This is a genomic window from Pelagicoccus sp. SDUM812005, from assembly GCF_031127875.1.
Lineage (GTDB): Bacteria > Verrucomicrobiota > Verrucomicrobiia > Opitutales > Opitutaceae > Pelagicoccus.
Window position 1 is genome coordinate 40,195 of sequence record NZ_JARXIA010000016.1, and the last position, 17,217, is coordinate 57,411.

Annotated in this window: 13 protein-coding genes; 5 read left to right on the forward strand and 8 right to left on the reverse strand. The window is 60.4% G+C overall.

What is annotated here, in order from left to right:
- Positions 1-83 precede the first annotated feature (83 nt).
- Positions 84-3,149, forward strand: coding sequence for a DUF748 domain-containing protein (locus QEH57_RS17485; RefSeq protein WP_309008061.1), 3,066 nt, complete (start codon positions 84-86; stop codon positions 3,147-3,149).
- A 23-nt stretch (positions 3,150-3,172) separates the two neighbouring features.
- On the opposite strand, the gene QEH57_RS17490 is transcribed toward QEH57_RS17485, so the two are convergent.
- The 7 genes from QEH57_RS17490 to QEH57_RS17520 form a co-directional block, all read right to left on the reverse strand.
- Positions 3,173-3,781: a TlpA disulfide reductase family protein gene (locus QEH57_RS17490; RefSeq protein ID WP_309008062.1), complete on the reverse strand. Its 609-nt coding sequence runs from the start codon at positions 3,779-3,781 to the stop codon at positions 3,173-3,175.
- A gap of 118 nt (positions 3,782-3,899) precedes the next feature.
- Entirely contained in the window at positions 3,900-6,482 is a 2,583-nt protein-coding gene (locus tag QEH57_RS17495; protein WP_309008063.1) for a BatD family protein, read from the reverse strand.
- Between the two features lie 2 nt (positions 6,483-6,484).
- The gene (locus QEH57_RS17500) at positions 6,485-7,480 is read right to left on the reverse strand and encodes a hypothetical protein (protein ID WP_309008064.1); all 996 of its coding nucleotides are present in this window, start codon (positions 7,478-7,480) and stop codon (positions 6,485-6,487) included.
- Positions 7,477-8,514: a VWA domain-containing protein gene (locus QEH57_RS17505; RefSeq protein WP_309008065.1), complete on the reverse strand. Its 1,038-nt coding sequence runs from the start codon at positions 8,512-8,514 to the stop codon at positions 7,477-7,479. The genes QEH57_RS17500 and QEH57_RS17505 overlap by 4 nt, the downstream gene beginning before the upstream one ends.
- Complete coding sequence (locus tag QEH57_RS17510; protein WP_309008066.1) at positions 8,511-9,542, reverse strand: VWA domain-containing protein; 1,032 nt, start codon at positions 9,540-9,542, stop codon at positions 8,511-8,513. Before QEH57_RS17510 ends, QEH57_RS17505 begins: the two co-directional genes overlap by 4 nt.
- On the reverse strand, positions 9,539-10,459 hold the full coding sequence (locus QEH57_RS17515) for a DUF58 domain-containing protein (RefSeq protein ID WP_309008067.1): 921 nt from the start codon (positions 10,457-10,459) through the stop codon (positions 9,539-9,541). Before QEH57_RS17515 ends, QEH57_RS17510 begins: the two co-directional genes overlap by 4 nt.
- A 63-nt stretch (positions 10,460-10,522) precedes the next feature.
- Positions 10,523-11,488: a MoxR family ATPase gene (locus QEH57_RS17520; RefSeq protein WP_309008068.1), complete on the reverse strand. Its 966-nt coding sequence runs from the start codon at positions 11,486-11,488 to the stop codon at positions 10,523-10,525.
- A 223-nt stretch (positions 11,489-11,711) separates the two neighbouring features.
- On the opposite strand from QEH57_RS17520, the gene QEH57_RS17525 reads away from it, so the two are divergent.
- Positions 11,712-12,218, forward strand: coding sequence for an EVE domain-containing protein (locus tag QEH57_RS17525; protein WP_343224811.1), 507 nt, complete (start codon positions 11,712-11,714; stop codon positions 12,216-12,218).
- A gap of 16 nt (positions 12,219-12,234) precedes the next feature.
- Here QEH57_RS17525 and QEH57_RS17530 read toward each other — a convergent pair whose 3' ends face one another.
- Entirely contained in the window at positions 12,235-12,903 is a 669-nt protein-coding gene (locus QEH57_RS17530) for an arylesterase (RefSeq protein ID WP_309008070.1), read from the reverse strand.
- On the opposite strand from QEH57_RS17530, the gene QEH57_RS17535 reads away from it, so the two are divergent.
- The 3 genes from QEH57_RS17535 to QEH57_RS17545 all read left to right on the forward strand — a co-directional run bounded on the left by QEH57_RS17535 (position 12,902) and on the right by QEH57_RS17545 (position 17,205).
- Positions 12,902-13,630 (forward strand): ABC transporter ATP-binding protein, encoded by a 729-nt coding sequence (locus QEH57_RS17535; protein WP_309008071.1) that lies wholly within the window; start codon positions 12,902-12,904, stop codon positions 13,628-13,630. The two genes, QEH57_RS17530 and QEH57_RS17535, sit on opposite strands and share 2 nt — an antisense overlap.
- The gene (locus QEH57_RS17540; RefSeq protein WP_309008072.1) at positions 13,627-16,194 is read left to right on the forward strand and encodes an FtsX-like permease family protein; all 2,568 of its coding nucleotides are present in this window, start codon (positions 13,627-13,629) and stop codon (positions 16,192-16,194) included. The genes QEH57_RS17535 and QEH57_RS17540 overlap by 4 nt, the downstream gene beginning before the upstream one ends.
- Positions 16,195-16,416: 222 nt before the next feature.
- Positions 16,417-17,205 (forward strand): hypothetical protein, encoded by a 789-nt coding sequence (locus QEH57_RS17545; protein ID WP_309008073.1) that lies wholly within the window; start codon positions 16,417-16,419, stop codon positions 17,203-17,205.
- The last annotated feature ends 12 nt before the right edge of the window (positions 17,206-17,217 follow it).

A 17,217-nucleotide genomic window follows, 5' to 3' on the forward strand; every position in this document is an offset into this window, starting at 1 on the left:
CTCTGCCTTTCGCACCCGCTGTTATGACACGTAAAGCTTCATCGAAACATTCCTGGCGCAAACGCCTTTCTATCACGGCCGTCGTGCTTTTCACCCTATATCTGGCCTTTGGTATCTGGGGGGTGCCGGCGATTCTGGTTTCGCAGATCGAGAGCAAGGGCAGCGAGCTGCTGGGGCGGGAAGTTCTGGTGGAGCGGGCGAGCTTCAATCCCTTCAGCTTGGAAGCGAAGCTGTACGGCATCGAAATCGGGCCGAAGGCGGGGGAGTCCGGGAATTTGCTCGAGGTGGGAAAACTGTCCGCGAACCCGCAGCTCTCCAGCGTATTTGGAACCATCACGATCAAGTCGGCGCAAGTGAGCGATGCGGATTTGTGGGTGGAGGTCGACTCTTCCGGGCGTTTCAGCTTTCAAGATATCCTGGACCGTCAAGCGGCGCCTGCGGACGCGGCAGCTCCTGAGGAGACGGAAATGCCAGCGGTGATCGTCAAGGAGCTGTTGCTGGCGAATTTGAATTTCCACTACAAGGATTCGAGCTTGGGAACCCCGTATGAAGAAACGCTGACGGTGGATAGCTTTTCTGGCCGCGACCTTGGAACGGTTGAAAGAAGCGGTATTTCGGAATTGGATACAGGGGAGGCGCCGCTTCATTGGGATTTCGACGGGACGCTTTCGACTGCGAGCGGGGCGAAGCTCGCGGTGGCGGGCGGAGCCGAGAGTCTGTCGCCTTGGCGTTTTCGCATCGATACGGAGTTGCTAGGCTTTCCGCTGGAGAGCGTGCAGCCTTATGTGGACGAGTCGGTGGTGGCTCAGCTAGCGGGGCGTTTCGGTTTCAAGCTGCGGGAAACGGTCGAGTTGGCGGAGACCGGTCCCGAGATCAAGGTCACGGGCGAAGTCGGTCTGGAAGCGTTCTCGGTATCCGACGCGGAGCAGTCTTTCGCCCGTTGGGAGTCCTTGCGGGTTTCGGGAATCGCCTTGGATGTGGGCAGCAGGCAATTGTCGATCGCGGAAGTCGCTTGGGTGGCTCCGGTTTTCGAAGGCATTTTGCTGGAGGACGGAAGTCCGCGTTTGCCGGCGATGAAGTCGCTTGCCAGCGCGGAAGCCTCGCCTGCCGAGCAGCCGAGCGCGCAAGCGGAGCCCTTGGACTTTGCGGCGCGTATCGATTCGGTGGCCCTGTCGCGGGGGCAGGTTTTTATCGAGGATCGCAGCCTTGCGGCTCCGTTCGAGACGGATTTGCGGGACATCGAGCTGACGCTGAGCAGCTTGCGAGCCGAGCAAAGGGAGGGGGCTTACGACGCGTCGGGCGCCCTTGCTTTGGCAATGGGCGTTCTCGACGGCCAGCTGGAGATGGAAGCGGCCTTGAAGTCGCTGGAAGGGCTGGCGGAATTCAAGCTCGCCCTGAAGCAGGCCCAGCTGCAACACCTGCAACCCTACGTTGCCGAGCATGCCCACGCTGTGCTGGAGGAAGGCTTCCTCGATTTGAACTTGGCAGGGAGCGTCGAGGCTTTGGGCAAGGCAAGGCTGACCGGGTCGCTGGGCTTGCAGCGCTTGAAGGTGAGCGAAGCGTCATCGCAAAAGGACATCGCGACTTTGAGCAGCTTGGCGGTCGACGGGATCGTTTTCGACGGCGAGAGCGTAGAGATCGAGAGCGTGACGCTTGTGGAGCCGATCGTGGCCGCCTGGCAGGACGATCTGGGAATCAACCTGAGTCGCATCGCCAAGATCGAGGAAGAGGTGGAGAAGCAAACGGGAGCCTTGCAGGAGAGCACTGGCTTGAGCTTCGCCCTGCAGCGTTTGGAGTTGAAGTCGGCGGGTGTTGGTTTTGTGGATACGACGTTGGTTTCCACGCACAACAGCCGCGTGAGCGACTTCGATCTCGTGGTGGAAGGCGTTTCGACTGCGCCTGACCGGCTGGCGGATTTCAAGTTTTCCGGCGTGGTGGACGGGAGCGCTCGCATAGCGGGCAAGGGAGCGGTGGCGATTGCGGATCCCGGCAAGCACCTCGATTTCGACATGAGCTTCCGCGGGTACGATCTGACTTCGACCAGCCCTTATTGGGCGACCTATCTCGGCCGCAAGCTGGCGAAAGGCCAGTTCGAGATCATCTCCAGCTACGAAGTGCGGGACAACCAGTTGAAGGGGACCAACGACTTCAAGATCGACCAGCTAACCCTTGGCGAAAAAGTGGAGAGCGAGCGCGCGATCAACCTGCCGCTCGGGTTCGCGATCAAGCTGATGCAGGACCCCAGCGGCATGATCGACTATCAGGGCCTGCCGGTTTCGGGCGACTTGGCGGATCCTCAGGTAAAGCCTTGGGGCTTGGTGGGGAAGGCTTTCCGGAACCTCATTCTGAACGCGGTGGCATCCCCGCTGAAATTCCTAGCCAAGCTCGCGGGGGGACGCGAGGACCTGGACTCGATCGGTTTTGCGGTCGCGGAGGTTTCGCTGGACCAGGACGATCTGGATAAGGTGGAGACGCTGCGAAAGTTCATGGTGGAGCGTCCCGGCTTGAGGCTGGAAGCGAGTTTCCTACCGAATCCCGCGGAGACGAAGTATTTGCAGGAGCAATACACCTCGCACCTAATTATCAATCCTGAGTTTCAGGTGATCAGCGGCTTGGACCTGCTCAAGCCGGTCGATCCGCAGGCCTTGGAGAACGCGGTGCGAAATCGCTACGCAACCTTGGTCGGCGCGGCGGCTCCGGCAGGAGAGACGCCGCCGGCGGAAGAGATTGCCTCGAAGGATCCGGAACCGGCGAAGCAGGAGGCGGAGGAGCGCAAGGGCTTGGTTAAGCGATTGGCAGGCTTGGTGGGGCTCGGAAAGAAGGAGACGGTGGCTGCTGCCCCTGCGGCCGCATCACAGAATGCCGAGGCGAAGCCTCAGTCTGAGGAAAAGGGGGAGGAAGCCGCGGCGCAGGCAGAAGTTGAAGCTCCCAGCTTTGACGAGATGTTGGCGGCCGTGCTCGAATCCATGTCGCCCGTTGGCGTGAACGAAAATTGGGCGGATGACCTTGCCGAAGCCCGTATCCGAAATTTCAAGACAGCGCTTTTGGCTGGCGAAACTGTGGAGGGAAGTCGGGTCTTCACTTCGGAACTCGACGAGGCGGAGGCCAAGGGGCAACTCGGTTCCATTCAGATTCGCCTGGTGGAGTAGCGTCGCGTTCGCTGCGGCGAGGCTTAGATGCCGAAGGCGCGATCGATGTGGTGCGTAGCGAGGAGGCTGCGTACTCGCTCCGAGAGGGCGTCCTTGGAAACGAGGCCGGTGTGGCGGAAGTGGATGCGGCCTTCCTGATCTACGATGAGCAAGGTCGGGATGGAATCGGCTTGCCCGAAAGTGTCGATGATGGAGGGCGTGACGCGTGCGATCCGGTAGTTGATTCCGGCCGACTTGGCGTAGGCGGCGAGGTCCTTGTGGGCTTCGTCGACGGAGAGGCCTACGATTTCCACGTCGCTCTGGGCGAATTCCTTGCGCAGGGCCACGAGGGCGGGAATCTCCGACTTGCAGCCGCCGCACCAGGTCGCCCAGTAGACCAGCACGCCGACCTTTCCTTCGAGGTCGTTGCTGGAGAAAAGCTTTCCGTTGGTGTCCACGGTTGACCAGTTGGCCTTCTTCACGGGCGCGGCCACGGCTTTGACCTCGGCGGCGTCCGCTGTGGCGAAGGCTTTGTCGGCAAGGTTGGACACCACGCAACTAGGGCAGTCATCGGTACCGAGCTGTATGCCGATCCAGAATGCTGCTATCGTTATCAAAACGATGGTTGAAAAGTGGCGTTTAAGAAAATCCATGCGGGAAAAGTGAACTATGCCAGAGAAACGACTCTATTGCGGGAGTGATTTCGGGTATTTTCCTAGCATCGACCAATCGTCGACCTACTTTATGGGTAAGCCTAAGCGCTTGGATTGCTTAGCCTTGCGAAGGCTTGCCATAGAGCGGCATCAGCTTTTCTTGTCGCAGCCAGCCGGATTCGCCGTTGGGCAGCTGGATTTTCACCCACTTCAGGAAGCTGCGCTCCTGCTTGACGATGGTGCCCTCCGAGACCGTGCTGCTCACTTGTTCGGCTTGCAGGTCGGTCGGAATGCTGAGCAAGGGCGAGGCGGCGACTACCAGGATCGAGTCGGCTTCTCCGAGGCTTTCGTATTTCGAGTGCGCCCATTGGCAGAAGTAGGCGGAGAGGCCGGCGATCACGGCGAAGAGCAGGAAGTATGGCGAAAGGCGGCGGGCGGGTCGCAGGTAGAGGGCGAGGATGGCTAGCGTCAGCAGGCCGCCCAGGAGCCAGATGGCCTGGGACGAATGCTGCAGCCATTGGGCGGGCGAGCGCAGGCGAACGATGCGGTAGAGGCCCTCGCTTTCGACGAGGGACTGCAGGATGGGATCGTAGGCGGAGGTGTTCTGGTGGGCGATGCGGAGGTTCCAGGCGAGCTCCTCGCTTTGCGGGTTCAAGCAAAAGGCGCTGGTCCAGTAGCCCCAGGCGCGGGCCCAGTCCCCGGTTTGGGCGAAGGCCAAGCCCGCGTTGTAGCGGTGCTCGAAGACGTTGGGTTCCTCGTTCGCGGCGGCGACCCATTTTTCGGCGGCCGCAGCGAAGTTGCCTTCGGAGTAGAGGTCTGCGGGAGCGCTTGCCGCGTCTTCCTGGGCGGAGCTTTCGTTGCTCAGAGCAAGGGAAAGCAAGGCGAGGGCGAAGGCAGGCAGCCAAGCGCGGGCACGGAAGACGCCTTTAGGATTGTAGTGCTTGCCTGGGCACATTCCGAGGGCGAGCTTCTGTACGCGGTTCCATTCTTCGGGGTCGCCCGGGTTGACGCCGAAGAGCAGCTGGTCGGAAAGCTCCCAGGCCTGTTTCCAGTTCTGGGCGAACTCCGCATTGCGAAGCTTTTCCGCGGTCCGGTAGATTTCGATAGGAGTCGGCTCCTGCGCCTCTAGGTCGAAGTAACGGCTGGCGGCATCCCTCCACTTCGCGTGGTGGCGTTTGAGGGCTGGCAGGTCGGATGGGAGCGGGGCCTTGCTGACCTTCCTGAGGTCGCGCAGGGCTTGGCGCTGCTTTTTGCGGGGATCGATGACGACGCTTCGCAGCAGGGCGAGGACGAACCAAGCGGCGAGCGGGGCGCTGACGGCGATGGCCGTGGGCAGGAGCAGCGGTTTGGGGGCGCCGGGGGCCTGGGCTGCGGTGCGCGAGTTCAGGGGATCCTTGAGCAGCTGGGGCGGTTTCTGGAAGGTGTTTTGCCCGCTGGGTTCCAGGTCGTAGCTTTGGCCGGCGAGTTCTGGCGCGTCTTGGTCCGGGGCGCCGGCTTCGCCGCTCGGAGAGGCGGCGTTGGGGCTTCGGGAAACGGCAGGCGTGACGGTGACGGTCTTGGAGGGGATGCTGATGGTTTTGTAGCGTTCTTCCTTGGGGTCGAAGTAGGTGTAGTCCAGAGGGCCGAACTCGAAGGTTCCGGTTTCGGTGGGGATGAGCACGATGTCTTCGCTTTGGCTGCCCACGAAGATGTTGTCTTCGGAAAACTCTTTTTTGACCTCTGGTTGGATCGCCTTGAACCGGCTGGATACGGAGCGGGCGGGCACGCCGATTCCGGCGGGCCAGTTGCCGGTGCCGCTGAGCTCCAAGGTCCAGGTGACCGGCTCTCCCACTTGTACTTGCTCGGGCACTACGCGGGACTCGAGCTCGAATTGTCCCACCGCGCCTTTGAAGGATGCCGGGGCGTCCTCGGGGAGGGGGAGGATCTCGAGAGCGAAGGGTTCGGACTCGATGGTGAAGGAGTCGTAGACCGCTTCTTGAAAGATGTTTCTACGGCGGCCGATTACGACGGTGGCTTCCTGGCTGGCGGCGGGGAGCTGCTTGATGCCCGGAGTGGTGGCGATCGCTTTGGCGTTGTAGAGCTTAACAAGGTAGGGAGCGCCTTGGTAGTTGACGCGGCTTACTTGTCCGTCGACGAGGCCGCTGGTGACGATTTCGGTGGGATTCCACTGGGGGACGGAGAGGTCGGCCAACTGGTACTCTTCCTTGGCGCCTGCGATGTATTCCAGCTCGAAGACTTCGCCAGCATAGATCTTTTCGTCCCTGTTTTGAAAAATGGATACGAAGACTTCGTCCGGGCTCATGCCAGTGTTGCCAACGGTGGCTTCTACCACTTCGAAGCGCGCGGGCGGGACTTGCATCTCGCCTTCGGACGTTTGCACGCGGATGCTCGGCAAGGTGACGGTGCCCAAGCGCAAGGGGATGGCTTGGTAGTTGAGGATCACCTTGGAACTGCGGCGTCCGTTGATGATGTTGGTGGAGCTGGATTGGCCGCGGAAGCGCAGTTCCATCCCGTTCAATTGCGGTATCTCCGGTTCTCCATCCGGTTGGCAGGAGTCGAAGAAAAGGTCGATGGAGTTTGCCTTGCCCTGTTGCAAGGTTCCGCTGCTAGGCGACCAATAGACCGACTGGGCCCAGATTATGGATACGCAGCTGCTGGCGGCGAGAAGGGAGAGGAGGAGTTTAAATAGAGGGAAACGCATGGTTACCAATCCTTGGCATTGGGTTGCTGTTTCTTTTTTCCACCCGTTTGGGCTTCCTGTAAGATCTGGTAAAGTTTGCCGGGCTGGTCCTGCTGGCGGAGTTGTTCTAGCATCTGCTTGAGGGCGGCAGTCTGGGCGTCGACCGGTTCGCCGGTGCCTTGCTGGCCGCCGAGGGTTTGCATCTGCTCTGGGGAAGGCTGCGGGGCTTCCTCCTGGTTTTCGCCGTCCAGCTCGACTTGCTGTGGCTCTTCCGCTTGGTCCAGTTCTCCCATCTGGGCGCCGTCCTGGGTGTTGGTTTGCTCGGCGGATTCCCCTTCCTCTCCTTCTTGGCCGGACTGCGGATCTTGGCTCTCCTGGGATTCCTGCTCGCCGTTTTCGCCTTCTTGCTGCTGGTCGCCCTCTTCTCCGGGCTGGCCTTCCTGCGAGTCTTCGGAGGCTTCCTCCTGGGATTGGGCATCGCTGTTCTCGGAATTTTCGGACCCTTCTTCGGAGGAGCCCGAACTGCCGTCCTGCTCCTGTTGTTCACCGTCCTGCTGCTCTTCCTGGTTTTCGGAGGAGTCGCCCTGCTGCTGTTCCTGCTGGTCTTGGTGGGGCGGGTTGAGCAGGTCGAGCAGGCGCTGCTCCAGCTTATCCCAGTCGGCGGCTTCTGGGTCGAGGGCACGGCCAGCCGCTACGGCGTCGAGGGCGTCTTCCACGGGGCTGTCCGGCATCTTCTCGCCTTGCTGCATGACTTGCATGGCGACCTGCATGGTTCCGGAAGCTATTTTCGCGTAGTCTTCCGCGGTGATGTCGTCCTTTTCCGCGATTTCGGAAATGAGATCGGGCAAGGTGATGCCTTCTTGCCCCGGAATCGTGGCCGGGGAGCTGGGAGTTCGGGGAGCTCGTGGAGCGGGGGCAGCAGGTTCGCTGTCGCTCTCGGAGCTGGGCGTAGAGCTGGTTATGCCGAAGGCCGAGGCGCCCGCGAACAAGGTCATTGAAAAGAGGATACGGCGGATCATGCGGCCAACTCCTTTCGCTTGAGGGTACGGGGCTTAGGCAGGGAGGGGAACTCCCAGTAGATGGAAAGCAGGAGCAGGAAGAATCCGGGGGCGAGGAAGTAGTGGAAGCGCTCGATGAGGGCGTTCTCGCGTTCCCGTTCCTTGAGGCTGGCCTTTCCTTTTTCGACGGTTTCCTCCACGACTTGGGCGAGGTCGACCCAGACGCTGGCCTCGCGGTAGATGCCGTCGGTGATGCGAGCGATTTGGGTGAGAGTCTTGGGTTCGAGCTTGCTGAGCACCACGGCGCCTTGCGGGTCCTTTAGGTAGCCGCCGTTTCCGTCTGGGATGAGGCTGCCCTCCTTGGTGCCGAAGCCCAGGCAGATGGTGCGGACGTTTTGCTCCTTGAGCTCGCGGGCTTTCGCTTCCCAGCCGCTCTCCAGGCTTTCGCCGTCGCTGATGATGATGAGAAAGCGGTCGGCCATGCCGTCGGATTGTTCGAATGAGTCGAGGGCGGTGTCCATCATGGCGGCGTAGTTGGTGCCGCCTTGGGGGATGAAGCTGGGGTTTATGTCGTCCAGGAAGCCCCGCAGGATCTGGTAGTCGGGGCTCATGGGGCTTTGCAGGAAGGCGGTTCCGGCGAAGACGATCAAGCCGACGCTTTCGCCTTCGAGGGTGTCGAGCATGCCTTCCACCACTAGCTTCGCTCGTTCCAAGCGGTTCGGCTTGATGTCGTCGGCTAGCATGCTCTTGGAGAGGTCCATGGCGATGATGACTTCGCGGCTGCGCTCGAAGGTGATCTGTTCTTCGGTTCCCCAGCGTGGTTGGGCGATGGATACGATAAGGAGAGCGAGGGAGGCGCAGAGCAGGACTTTTGGCGGGCGGGCGGAAGTGCGGCTGGCCTGTTTGATTCCGCTAAATCCGGCGGTGGCCCACTGGGCTTGAGCTCCTTTGCGGCGGGCGGAATCGCGGCGGCGATGGAAGAGGCTCCAAGCAAGCAGGAGGACGGGCAGCGCGAGTCCCCAGAGAAATTCTTCGTGAGCCCAATCGATGTTCATGCCAAGGCCTCCCGGAATTTGCTAGCGCCTGCGAATACGCTGAGGACCGCGAAGAAGGCGGCTGCGTAGAGCGGGTAGTGGAAAAGTTCGGTTACAGTGGAGTACTGTTTCACCTCGAATTCGATGGTGCTGGATTCGTCGATCTTTTTGAAGGCTTGGTCGATCGTATCCGAATCTTCGGCACGGAAAAATTCGCCATCCGTGAAGTCGGCGATTTTCTTAAGCGTTTCGGTGTCGACGCGCAGCAGCTGCTGGGTGGTGCCGATGCGTTCGCCGCGCTCGTTGCGACGCGGGAAGGGGACGTATCCGTTTTTTCCTGCCGCGATGGTGTAGACGCGGATGCCTGCATCCTTGGCCAGCTGAGCTCCCTCCATCGGCTCCATCATGCCAGCGGTGTTTTCGCCATCGGTCAGCAAGACGATAAAGGCGCCCTCGCGTTCGCCGGCTCGTTCCTTGGCGCCTTCCAGGAGTCGCGAGGTGGCGACCGCGAGCGAATCTCCGATGGCGGTTCCATCTTCGATAAGGCCGATCTGGAGGCGTTCGGTTTGGCGGGCGAGCCACTTGTGGTCGAAGGTCAAGGGAGCGGCGGTGTAGGCCCGTCCGGCGAAGGCGATGAGGCCGATGCGGTCGTTTTCGCGGCGGTTGATGAAGGCGCTGAGCACGGGTTTGACTGCTTGGAGTCGGTTGGAGCGCTTGCGGTTGACGAAGTAGTCTTCCGCTTCCATGGAGCCGGAGAGGTCGACGGCGAGAATGATGTCGTAGCCGCGGCTCTTGGAATGGCTTTCGGTGGCGACGGACTGGGGACGGGTCAGGGCGAGGATCATGCCGATGGCGGCGAGGAAGACCAAGGTGGTGGCGAGTTTGGTGCCACCGATGAAGCTGGGGCGTCGCCACGCTCCGGAGAACGGTAGTATCATGGCGGATACGGCGCGTCGCCCGCGTAGCCATGCGATGAGCGGCAAGGCCAGCAAGGCGAGCAGCCAATAGGGATTGGCCAATTGGAATTTCGTATCCAGAAGTTCGATCATACGCGGGCGAATCGTTTCATGCGTTGATGGAAGAAGTCGGTTACGGCGTCGAGGGCGTCGGAGCCCGCGGTGAGGCTGAGGCGATCGCTATCCTTTGGAAAAAGCGCTTTGAAGGAGGCGTCCCGTTGGGCAGCCCAGGTTTGGTGGGCGGCGCGCTGGGCGCTGGAGCCGCCGTTGAGGGTGTAGAGCTCTCCGCTGGTCGGATCGTAGACCGGTTGGCTGCCGGACTTCGGGAGTTCGAGCTCCCAAGGGTCGGAGATGCGGAAGCCAACGGGTTGGTAGCGGCGACGCAGCACGGGCCAGACGTCCGGTTGGGCGTGGCCGGGGAAGTCGCCGAGCCAGACGAAGATGCTGTGTCGGGGCGCGGCCTTGAGCACGTATTTCCAAGGGATTTTGGCTTCCTGCTGCTCGAGGATGGGCGGCGCGGGGTGCCCGAGCAAGTTGGCGGCGGTGTGCATGACCCGTCCGCGTCCGGTGGCGGACTTGGTCAAGGTGTAGCCTTGCGGGGTGGCGTGCAGGAGCGAGATGCGGTCGCCGTTGACGGCGCTGAGCAGCATGAGCAGGCTGGCGAGCTCCAGCAAGGCTTGGCGTTTGGTGACGCCGCCGGATCCGAACTGCAGGGAAGGCGTGTCTTCGAAGAGCAGCAGGAGGGTGATTTCGCGTTCCTCGATGAACTTCTTGCGGTAGGCTTCGCCGAGGCGGGCGGTCACGTTCCAGTCGATGTCGCGTACGTCGTCGCCGAACTCATACTTGACGACCTGGTCGAACTCCATGCCTTTGCCGCGGAAGGACGACTTGTATTCGCCGCCCAGGGCGCTTTGCACGACCAGGCGTGCTCGCCACTCCAAGCGTCGCAGCATGGCGACGGTTGCGGAAAGGTTGGCGCTTGAGCCTGGGTTATCTGGCTGTTTCGGCATGGGGCGGCTGGCGGTTCTCGCGCTGGCTAGCGGCGAACGAGACGGGCTGCTGTATCCAATTTCTTAGACGGCGGCGGCTCGGCTCGGCAGGGCAGTCTTGTCGAGGATCTTCTGCAGGACTTGGTCCGCGGTGATCTCTTCCGCTTCCGCTTCGTAGCTTAGGCCGACGCGGTGACGCATGGCGTCGAAGAAAATGTCCTTAACGATGGCGGGGGAGACGTGGTCCATGCCGCGCAGCCATGCGAGGGCGCGGCTGGCTTGGTAGAGGCTGATGGAGGCGCGCGGCGAGGCTCCGTAGGACAGGAGCCGGTCCTCGGCCTGGGCGGCGTTGGGCATTTCGCGGGTGGCGCGCACCAGCTCTAGAATATAAGCTTGGATGTCCTCGGATACGTGAACGCTGTCGACTTCGGCCCTCAGGGCGAGCAGTTCCTCGCCGGTGGCGACCGGCTCGAGTTCCGGCTTCTCGGTGACCTGGCCCCAGCGTCGCATCATCTCGAACTCGTCCTCTTGGCTCGGGTAGTCGACCAGCAGCTTGAAGAGGAAGCGGTCGCGTTGGGCTTCGGGAAGCGGGTAGGTGCCCTCTTGCTCGACCGGGTTTTGGGTGGCCATGACGAAGAAGGGGCGCGGCAGCTTGTGGGAGGTTGGCCCCAGGGTGACTTGCTTTTCCTGCATGGCTTCGAGCAGGGCGCTCTGGACCTTGGCGGGGGCGCGGTTGATTTCGTCGGCGAGGACGAGGTTGGCGAAGATGGGACCCTTGTGCGGCTCGAACTGGCCGGATTGGGCTTGGAAGATCATGGTCCCGATCACGTCGCTCGGCAGGAGGTCGGGCGTGAACTGCACGCGTTCGAACTGGAGGCCGAGGGCGGTGCCGAGGCTTTTGATGAGGAGGGTCTTGGCGAGACCAGGCATGCCTTCGAGCAGGACGTGTCCATCGGCGAGGAGAGCGACAAGCATTCGTTCGACAACGACTTCCTGTCCGAGGATTGCTTTTCCAACTTCGTTTCTGACTCGTTCAGACCAGCTGCTCATATGGATTTTCGATAAATGTGTTGTGGGGGATGTGGCAAGTCTAGGCGCCTGCCTTAGGAAAGCTGAGAAGGACACCGTCGAATGACCTTCTAATCAAGACTATGTTTCAGGGGAATTGAGCAGGATCGTTGCCGAAGTGCATGGAGACGAGCAAGCTGCAGGAATTACGGGCGGAATTGCAAAAGAGCTTGAGGCGGGCGGGGCGGGAGGGCAGGCATGGGGCATGGCGAAGAAATTTTGGCTGATCAAAAGCGAGCCGGACGTGTTTGGTTTCGACGACTTAGCGAAGTGCAAGGATCAAACCGAGCACTGGGACGGGATCCGCAACTACCAGGCCCGCAACTTCATGCGCGACGAGATGCAGCAGGGCGACGTGGCGATCTTTTACCACTCCAACGCAGGTCCGGAGGTCGGGGCGGTGGGGCTTGCAACGGTTGCGAGCGAGAAGGCCTACCCGGACCACACCCAATTTGATCCAAAATCCAACTACTACGACGCGAAGTCGAGCAAGGAGAATCCTCGTTGGCTGATGGTGGATTTCAAGTACGGCAAGCCTTTCAAGCGGTTGGTCACGCTGAAGGAGCTCAAGGAAGCTCCGGAGCTGGCTGAAATGCTGGTGGTGCAGCGTGGGCAACGTCTTTCCATCCAGCCCGTCGACAAGGTTCACTTCAAGGCCGTCTGCAAGATGGGTGGCCTGACGGCGAAGGACCTGAAGGAATTCGGAGTCTAGGCCACGGCAAGGCGCTTCAGTCCAGCAAGGGCTCGAGGTGGGTCCAGACGGTTTCGGCGAGGATCTTGTGTCCGGCGGGATTGGGGTGGATGCCGTCGGAGATGTTGAGGCTGGGATCGCCCGCGACGCCTTCTAGTAAGAAAGGGATCAGGGGGATTTGGTTGCGTTCGGCCAGGCTCGGATACAGGGCTCGGAACTCCGAGGTGTAGGCTTCGCCCAGGTTCGGGGGCATCTGCATGCCAGCCAGCACGATCTTGATTTCTGGATACTTCTCGCGGGCGAAATCGATAATTCCCTGCAGATTCTTTTGGGTATCCGTAAGCTTGATACCGCGCAGGCCGTCGTTGGCTCCTAAGGCTAGGACGAGAATGTCGACAGGCTTTTGCATTACCCAGCTGGCGCGCCTGAGACCGCCGGCGCTGGTCTCTCCGCTGAGTCCGGCCGGGCTGACGGTGTAGTCGTCGCGGCCGCTTTCCTCGAGCTTTTTGGCGATGAGGGCCGGGTAGGCTTGCTGGGGATCGATGCCGTAGCCAGCGGTGAGGCTGTCGCCGAGAAAGAGGATTCGCTTGGCTTCGGGAGCGGCGCCCGCGAAGTTTGTGAGGGATAGCAACGTATAGATGGCAATCAAATGCACGGCGAGACGCGTTGGCTTCATGATTGAGGAGAAGAGCTTAAGCAGTTGCATGTTACAAGATACGAATATTGGGTCGGACCGCATGACGGAATCTAGCGAATCGCTGTCGGTGTTGCAGCTGAAGGAAGTGAAGAAGGCTTACCACAGCGGGCACGAGGACTTGGAGGTATTGAAGGACATCTCCTTCGAGGTGAAGGCAGGCGAGACGGTCTCGATCATCGGTCCTTCCGGCAGCGGCAAGACGACCTTGCTGGGCATTTGCGCGGGGCTGGACCAGCCGACCAGCGGTACGGTTTCGCTCTGCGGCTGCGATATTTCGCAACTGGGAGAGGACGAGCGAGCAGCGGTGAGAAACGAGAGCGTGGGCTTCGTTTTTCAGAATTTCCAGCTGTTGCCGACCTTGACGGCCTTGGAGAACGTGATGGTGCCTCTGGAGTTGCGCGGCGAGAAGGGGGCGAGAAAGCGGGCCGAGGAGCTGCTGGAGAAAGTGGGCCTCGGCGAGCGCAAGTCCCACTATCCGATCCAGCTTTCCGGCGGCGAGCAGCAGCGAGTGGCATTGGCCCGCGCTTTCGTCAACCGGCCTCGCATCCTCTTCGCGGACGAGCCGACGGGCAATCTCGACTCGGAAACGAGTCTGCCGATCGTGGATTTGCTCTTCGATCTGAACAAGACGGCCGGCACCACCCTGGTGCTGGTGACGCACGATCTGGAGTTGGCTCGCACGACGAACCGTTTGCTGCGCATCGAGCGCGGGCGCTTGCAGGAGTTGGAGGCATGAGCGCGGTCAAGCCGAAGCGAGCGTCTGGGGCCTGGATCTTTCTGATGGCTTGGCGGGATATGCGCCGGGCCAAGCGCCAGCTCACTTTGTTCGCCCTAGCGGTGGTCGCCGGGGTAGCGGCTTTGGTCGCGATCAATTCCTTCCGGGCGAACCTGGAGAGCGAGATGGATCGCCAATCGCGCAGCTTGCTGGGCGCGGACGTCGAATACGACGCGAAGGTGCCGTTCAGCGCCAAAGCCGAATCGCTGATTTCCATGGTCCCGGCGGAAGCGATCGCTCGCGAGATCAAGTTCGCCACGATGGCCTATTTCCCGACTAAGGACGATACGCGCATCGTGCGGGCCCATGCCATGGAGGGAGGTTTTCCTTGGTATGGGAAATTGGATACGGTGCCGCCGGGGCTAAGGGTTGCTGGAAGCAGCGAACCGGTGGCCTTGCTGGAGGAGAGCTTGATGTTGCAGTTCGATTTGAAGGTGGGGGATCCTATCAAGATCGGAGAGCAGGAATTTGAGATTATAGGGGAAGTGCTGCGGGTGCCCGGGGAAGGATCCTTCACCGGTTCTTTCGCTCCGCGGGTACTGATTCCAATGAGATTCTTCGAGGCCACGGGGCTATCGCAGTACGGAAGTAGGCTGCAGTACTACGCGTATCAGAAATTCGACGACTTGATGGCGGAGCCAAGTTTGGAGGTGCTGAAAAGCCTGAAGGACGAACTGGAGGCGATGGATGTCGACGTGGATACGGTGGAGGACCAGCGGCGTCGGGTAGGGCGTACCTTGGACGGGATGAACAGCTTTCTCAGCATGGTCGGATTTGTCGCTCTCTTGTTGGGCGGCGTGGCCATCGCGGGCGCGGTGCAGGTTTATCTCAAGGCCAAGACGGATGCGGTGGCCATCTTGCGCTGTCTCGGAGCAAGCACGCGGCAAGCGATGTTGATCTACTGTATCCAGATTTCCGTAGTCGGTTTGCTTGGCTGCTTGAGCGGGGCGGTGCTGGGCGTATCGATCCAGTCCTTTTTGCCCGAGCTGATGAAGACCTTCCTGCCCTTGGAGCTGCAGGTCGAGATTTCCTGGAGCAGCATTTTTCTGAGTCTGCTGTTTGGCTGGTTTTTCACGAGCCTCTTCGCCTTCTTGCCGTTGCTGCCGCTGCGACGCGTTTCGCCGCTGCGGGCCATTCGGGCTTCGGTAGAAGCGAGCGGCAAGGCGTGGCGGGATTTGCCCTTCCTGGGAGTTGTAGTGGGGCTGTTGATACTGGCTGCGGTATTCACCGTTACGCAAACGCGCACGCTCGAGCAAGCCCTGGGCTTTTTCGGGGGAATTCTGGCCGCGATGCTGCTGTTGGCCGGGATTGGCTGGCTGCTTCGGTTTAGCTTGAAGCGCATGAGCGTGGCGGGCTTGCCCTACGTTTGGCGGCAAGGCCTTTCCAATCTGCACCGTCCCAACAACCGCACTACCATGCTGGTGGTGACGCTAGGGATGGGGGCGTTTCTGATCTATACGATTTACATCAGCGAGCAAAGCATGCTGCGGCAAGGCGAGCTGGCAGACAACGAGGGGCAGCCCAACGTGATACTGTTCGACATCCAGCCGGACCAAATGGCAGGGGTGCAGAAAGTGATCGATGAGCTAGGCGTCGAGGCGATTCGTCCCGCTCCGATCGTGACCATGCGCTTGCAAAGCTTGAACGGGCAGACGGCTGAGGAGTTGATCGACGACCCGAACCGGAAGATCGAACGGTGGGCGGCGCGACGCGAGTACCGCTCGACGTATCGGGACTACATTCGCGAGGACGAAGAGCTGACCAGCGGAGTCTTTACGCCAGAGGCCACGCTCGATTCCGGGGCTCCGATTCCGGTCTCTGTGGAGCAGCGAGTGGTCGATGCCCTGAAGCTGAAGCTCGGCGACAGGATTGTTTGGGACGTGCAGGGGCTTCCTATCGAAACGGAAGTGACCAGTATCCGAAAAGTGGATTGGCGCGAGATGAAGCCCAACTTTTTCGTGGTCTTTCCTGCGGGCGTCTTGGAGGCGGCCCCGGCTTTTTTCGTGACGGCGGCCCATGCTCAAGACAAGGAAACGCTGGTGGCCCTGCAGTCGAACGTGGTTAAGCAGTTTCCCAACGTGTCGGCGGTCAATCTGACGATGGTGCTGGAGAGCCTGCGGGAGATTTTCGACAAGATCAGCTTCGTGATTCGCTTCATGGCTTCCTTTACGATCGTGACCGGCCTGATTGCCCTGATGGCCTCGGTGATCACGAGCCGCTACCAGCGGGCCCGGGAGAGCGCTTTGCTGCGGACCATCGGCGCATCCGCAAAGCAAATACGCGGCATCATGGGAGTGGAGTACGCCTTGGTGGGAATCATCGCTGGTCTTGCCGGGGTGGGTTTGTCGTTGATCTCCGGGTGGGCAGTCACGAAATACGCACTGAAGGTCGAACTCTTCATTCCTTGGGGAGTGACGGCGGCGACCGTTTTGCTGGTGGCAGCGATGACTTGGGCGACAGGCATGCTGAACAGCCTTGGAATCGCCAAGCAGTCGCCCATGGAATCGATTCGCAGCGAAGCTTAATTGGGAGAGTTAAATTCGGCTGGATTGCGGGTGCCGGTTCGAATAAATTTAGGCTGAGTGGAGTCTTAGCGGTCAACCACTCCTAGGATATTAACTCTACCCAGAAGTCCGATGTCGCGTACCTTGCTTGCTGTTGTATTCGCCCTTGCTCTGCTTTTCTCCGCTTCCCTGGAGGCGAAGCGGTTCAATATCCTCGTTAACGCTGAGGCGGACGAGGAATATTTGGAACGCGTAAAAGACCTGGATTACCAAACCTATCATTTTATCCGCGGCCATTTTTTTGGTGGAGCGACCCGGGACAAAGGAATGGAGAGCGCTGCCTTTGAGGAACTTGCCGAATCCCTTGCGGCCACGCTGAAGAAGCAGAGCTTCTATCCCGAGCCCGACAAGGAAAAGGGCGATCTGATGATCATGCTCTCCTGGGGGAGAACGGCGACGGATCCCGACTACCGCGAGCTCCAGGGTTTCATGAATTATGAGGAAACCCTAACCCAGGCTCAGCGCGAAAAGCGGGACAAGGAGGGTGGGGAGTTACAGCTCTCGGCTCCGGGCACACCTCAGGAGACTCCCTCGCTTGGCGAAATGTTCGATGCCGCGAACGTGGGACGAAGCCAATATTGGGGAACGCAGTTCAAGACACCGAATTCGATGAACATTCACCTGCTCGGTCTCGAGGACGATTTGGAGATGGAATTCGAATCGACGGTGAGACGGGACAGCCTGTGGGATGTTTTAGATGAGGAGCGATATTTCGTGATCCTGAACGCGTTCGACTACCAGCACTTCCTAGAAAAGAAGGAGCTGAAGCTGGTGTGGCGGGTGCGTTATAACACGAGGGCGGTGGGGATCGGCTTCAAGAAAGCTTTCGAGTCGATGAACGATGCTGTTTCCGGCGTGATCGGCCTAAATATGGACAAGATTACAACGGTTAAAGGAGATACGCGAGGCTCGGTGAAGCTGGGTGATATCGAAGTGCTTGAAACGGGAAAGAAGGCGGAGGAGTCACCTTAATCCCGGATCGAT

Coding starts and splice junctions, on each gene's coding strand:
- QEH57_RS17505 (WP_309008065.1), bottom strand. CDS start 8,514: ATGAACATCGATTGGGCTCACGAAGAATTTCTCTGGGGACTCGCGCTG.
- QEH57_RS17520 (WP_309008068.1), bottom strand. CDS start 11,488: ATGAGCAGCTGGTCTGAACGAGTCAGAAACGAAGTTGGAAAAGCAATC.
- QEH57_RS17495 (WP_309008063.1), bottom strand. CDS start 6,482: ATGCGTTTCCCTCTATTTAAACTCCTCCTCTCCCTTCTCGCCGCCAGC.
- QEH57_RS17525 (WP_343224811.1), top strand. CDS start 11,712: ATGGCGAAGAAATTTTGGCTGATCAAAAGCGAGCCGGACGTGTTTGGT.
- QEH57_RS17510 (WP_309008066.1), bottom strand. CDS start 9,542: ATGATCGAACTTCTGGATACGAAATTCCAATTGGCCAATCCCTATTGG.
- QEH57_RS17540 (WP_309008072.1), top strand. CDS start 13,627: ATGAGCGCGGTCAAGCCGAAGCGAGCGTCTGGGGCCTGGATCTTTCTG.
- QEH57_RS17500 (WP_309008064.1), bottom strand. CDS start 7,480: ATGATCCGCCGTATCCTCTTTTCAATGACCTTGTTCGCGGGCGCCTCG.
- QEH57_RS17515 (WP_309008067.1), bottom strand. CDS start 10,459: ATGCCGAAACAGCCAGATAACCCAGGCTCAAGCGCCAACCTTTCCGCA.
- QEH57_RS17530 (WP_309008070.1), bottom strand. CDS start 12,903: ATGCAACTGCTTAAGCTCTTCTCCTCAATCATGAAGCCAACGCGTCTC.
- QEH57_RS17490 (WP_309008062.1), bottom strand. CDS start 3,781: ATGGATTTTCTTAAACGCCACTTTTCAACCATCGTTTTGATAACGATA.
- QEH57_RS17535 (WP_309008071.1), top strand. CDS start 12,902: ATGTTACAAGATACGAATATTGGGTCGGACCGCATGACGGAATCTAGC.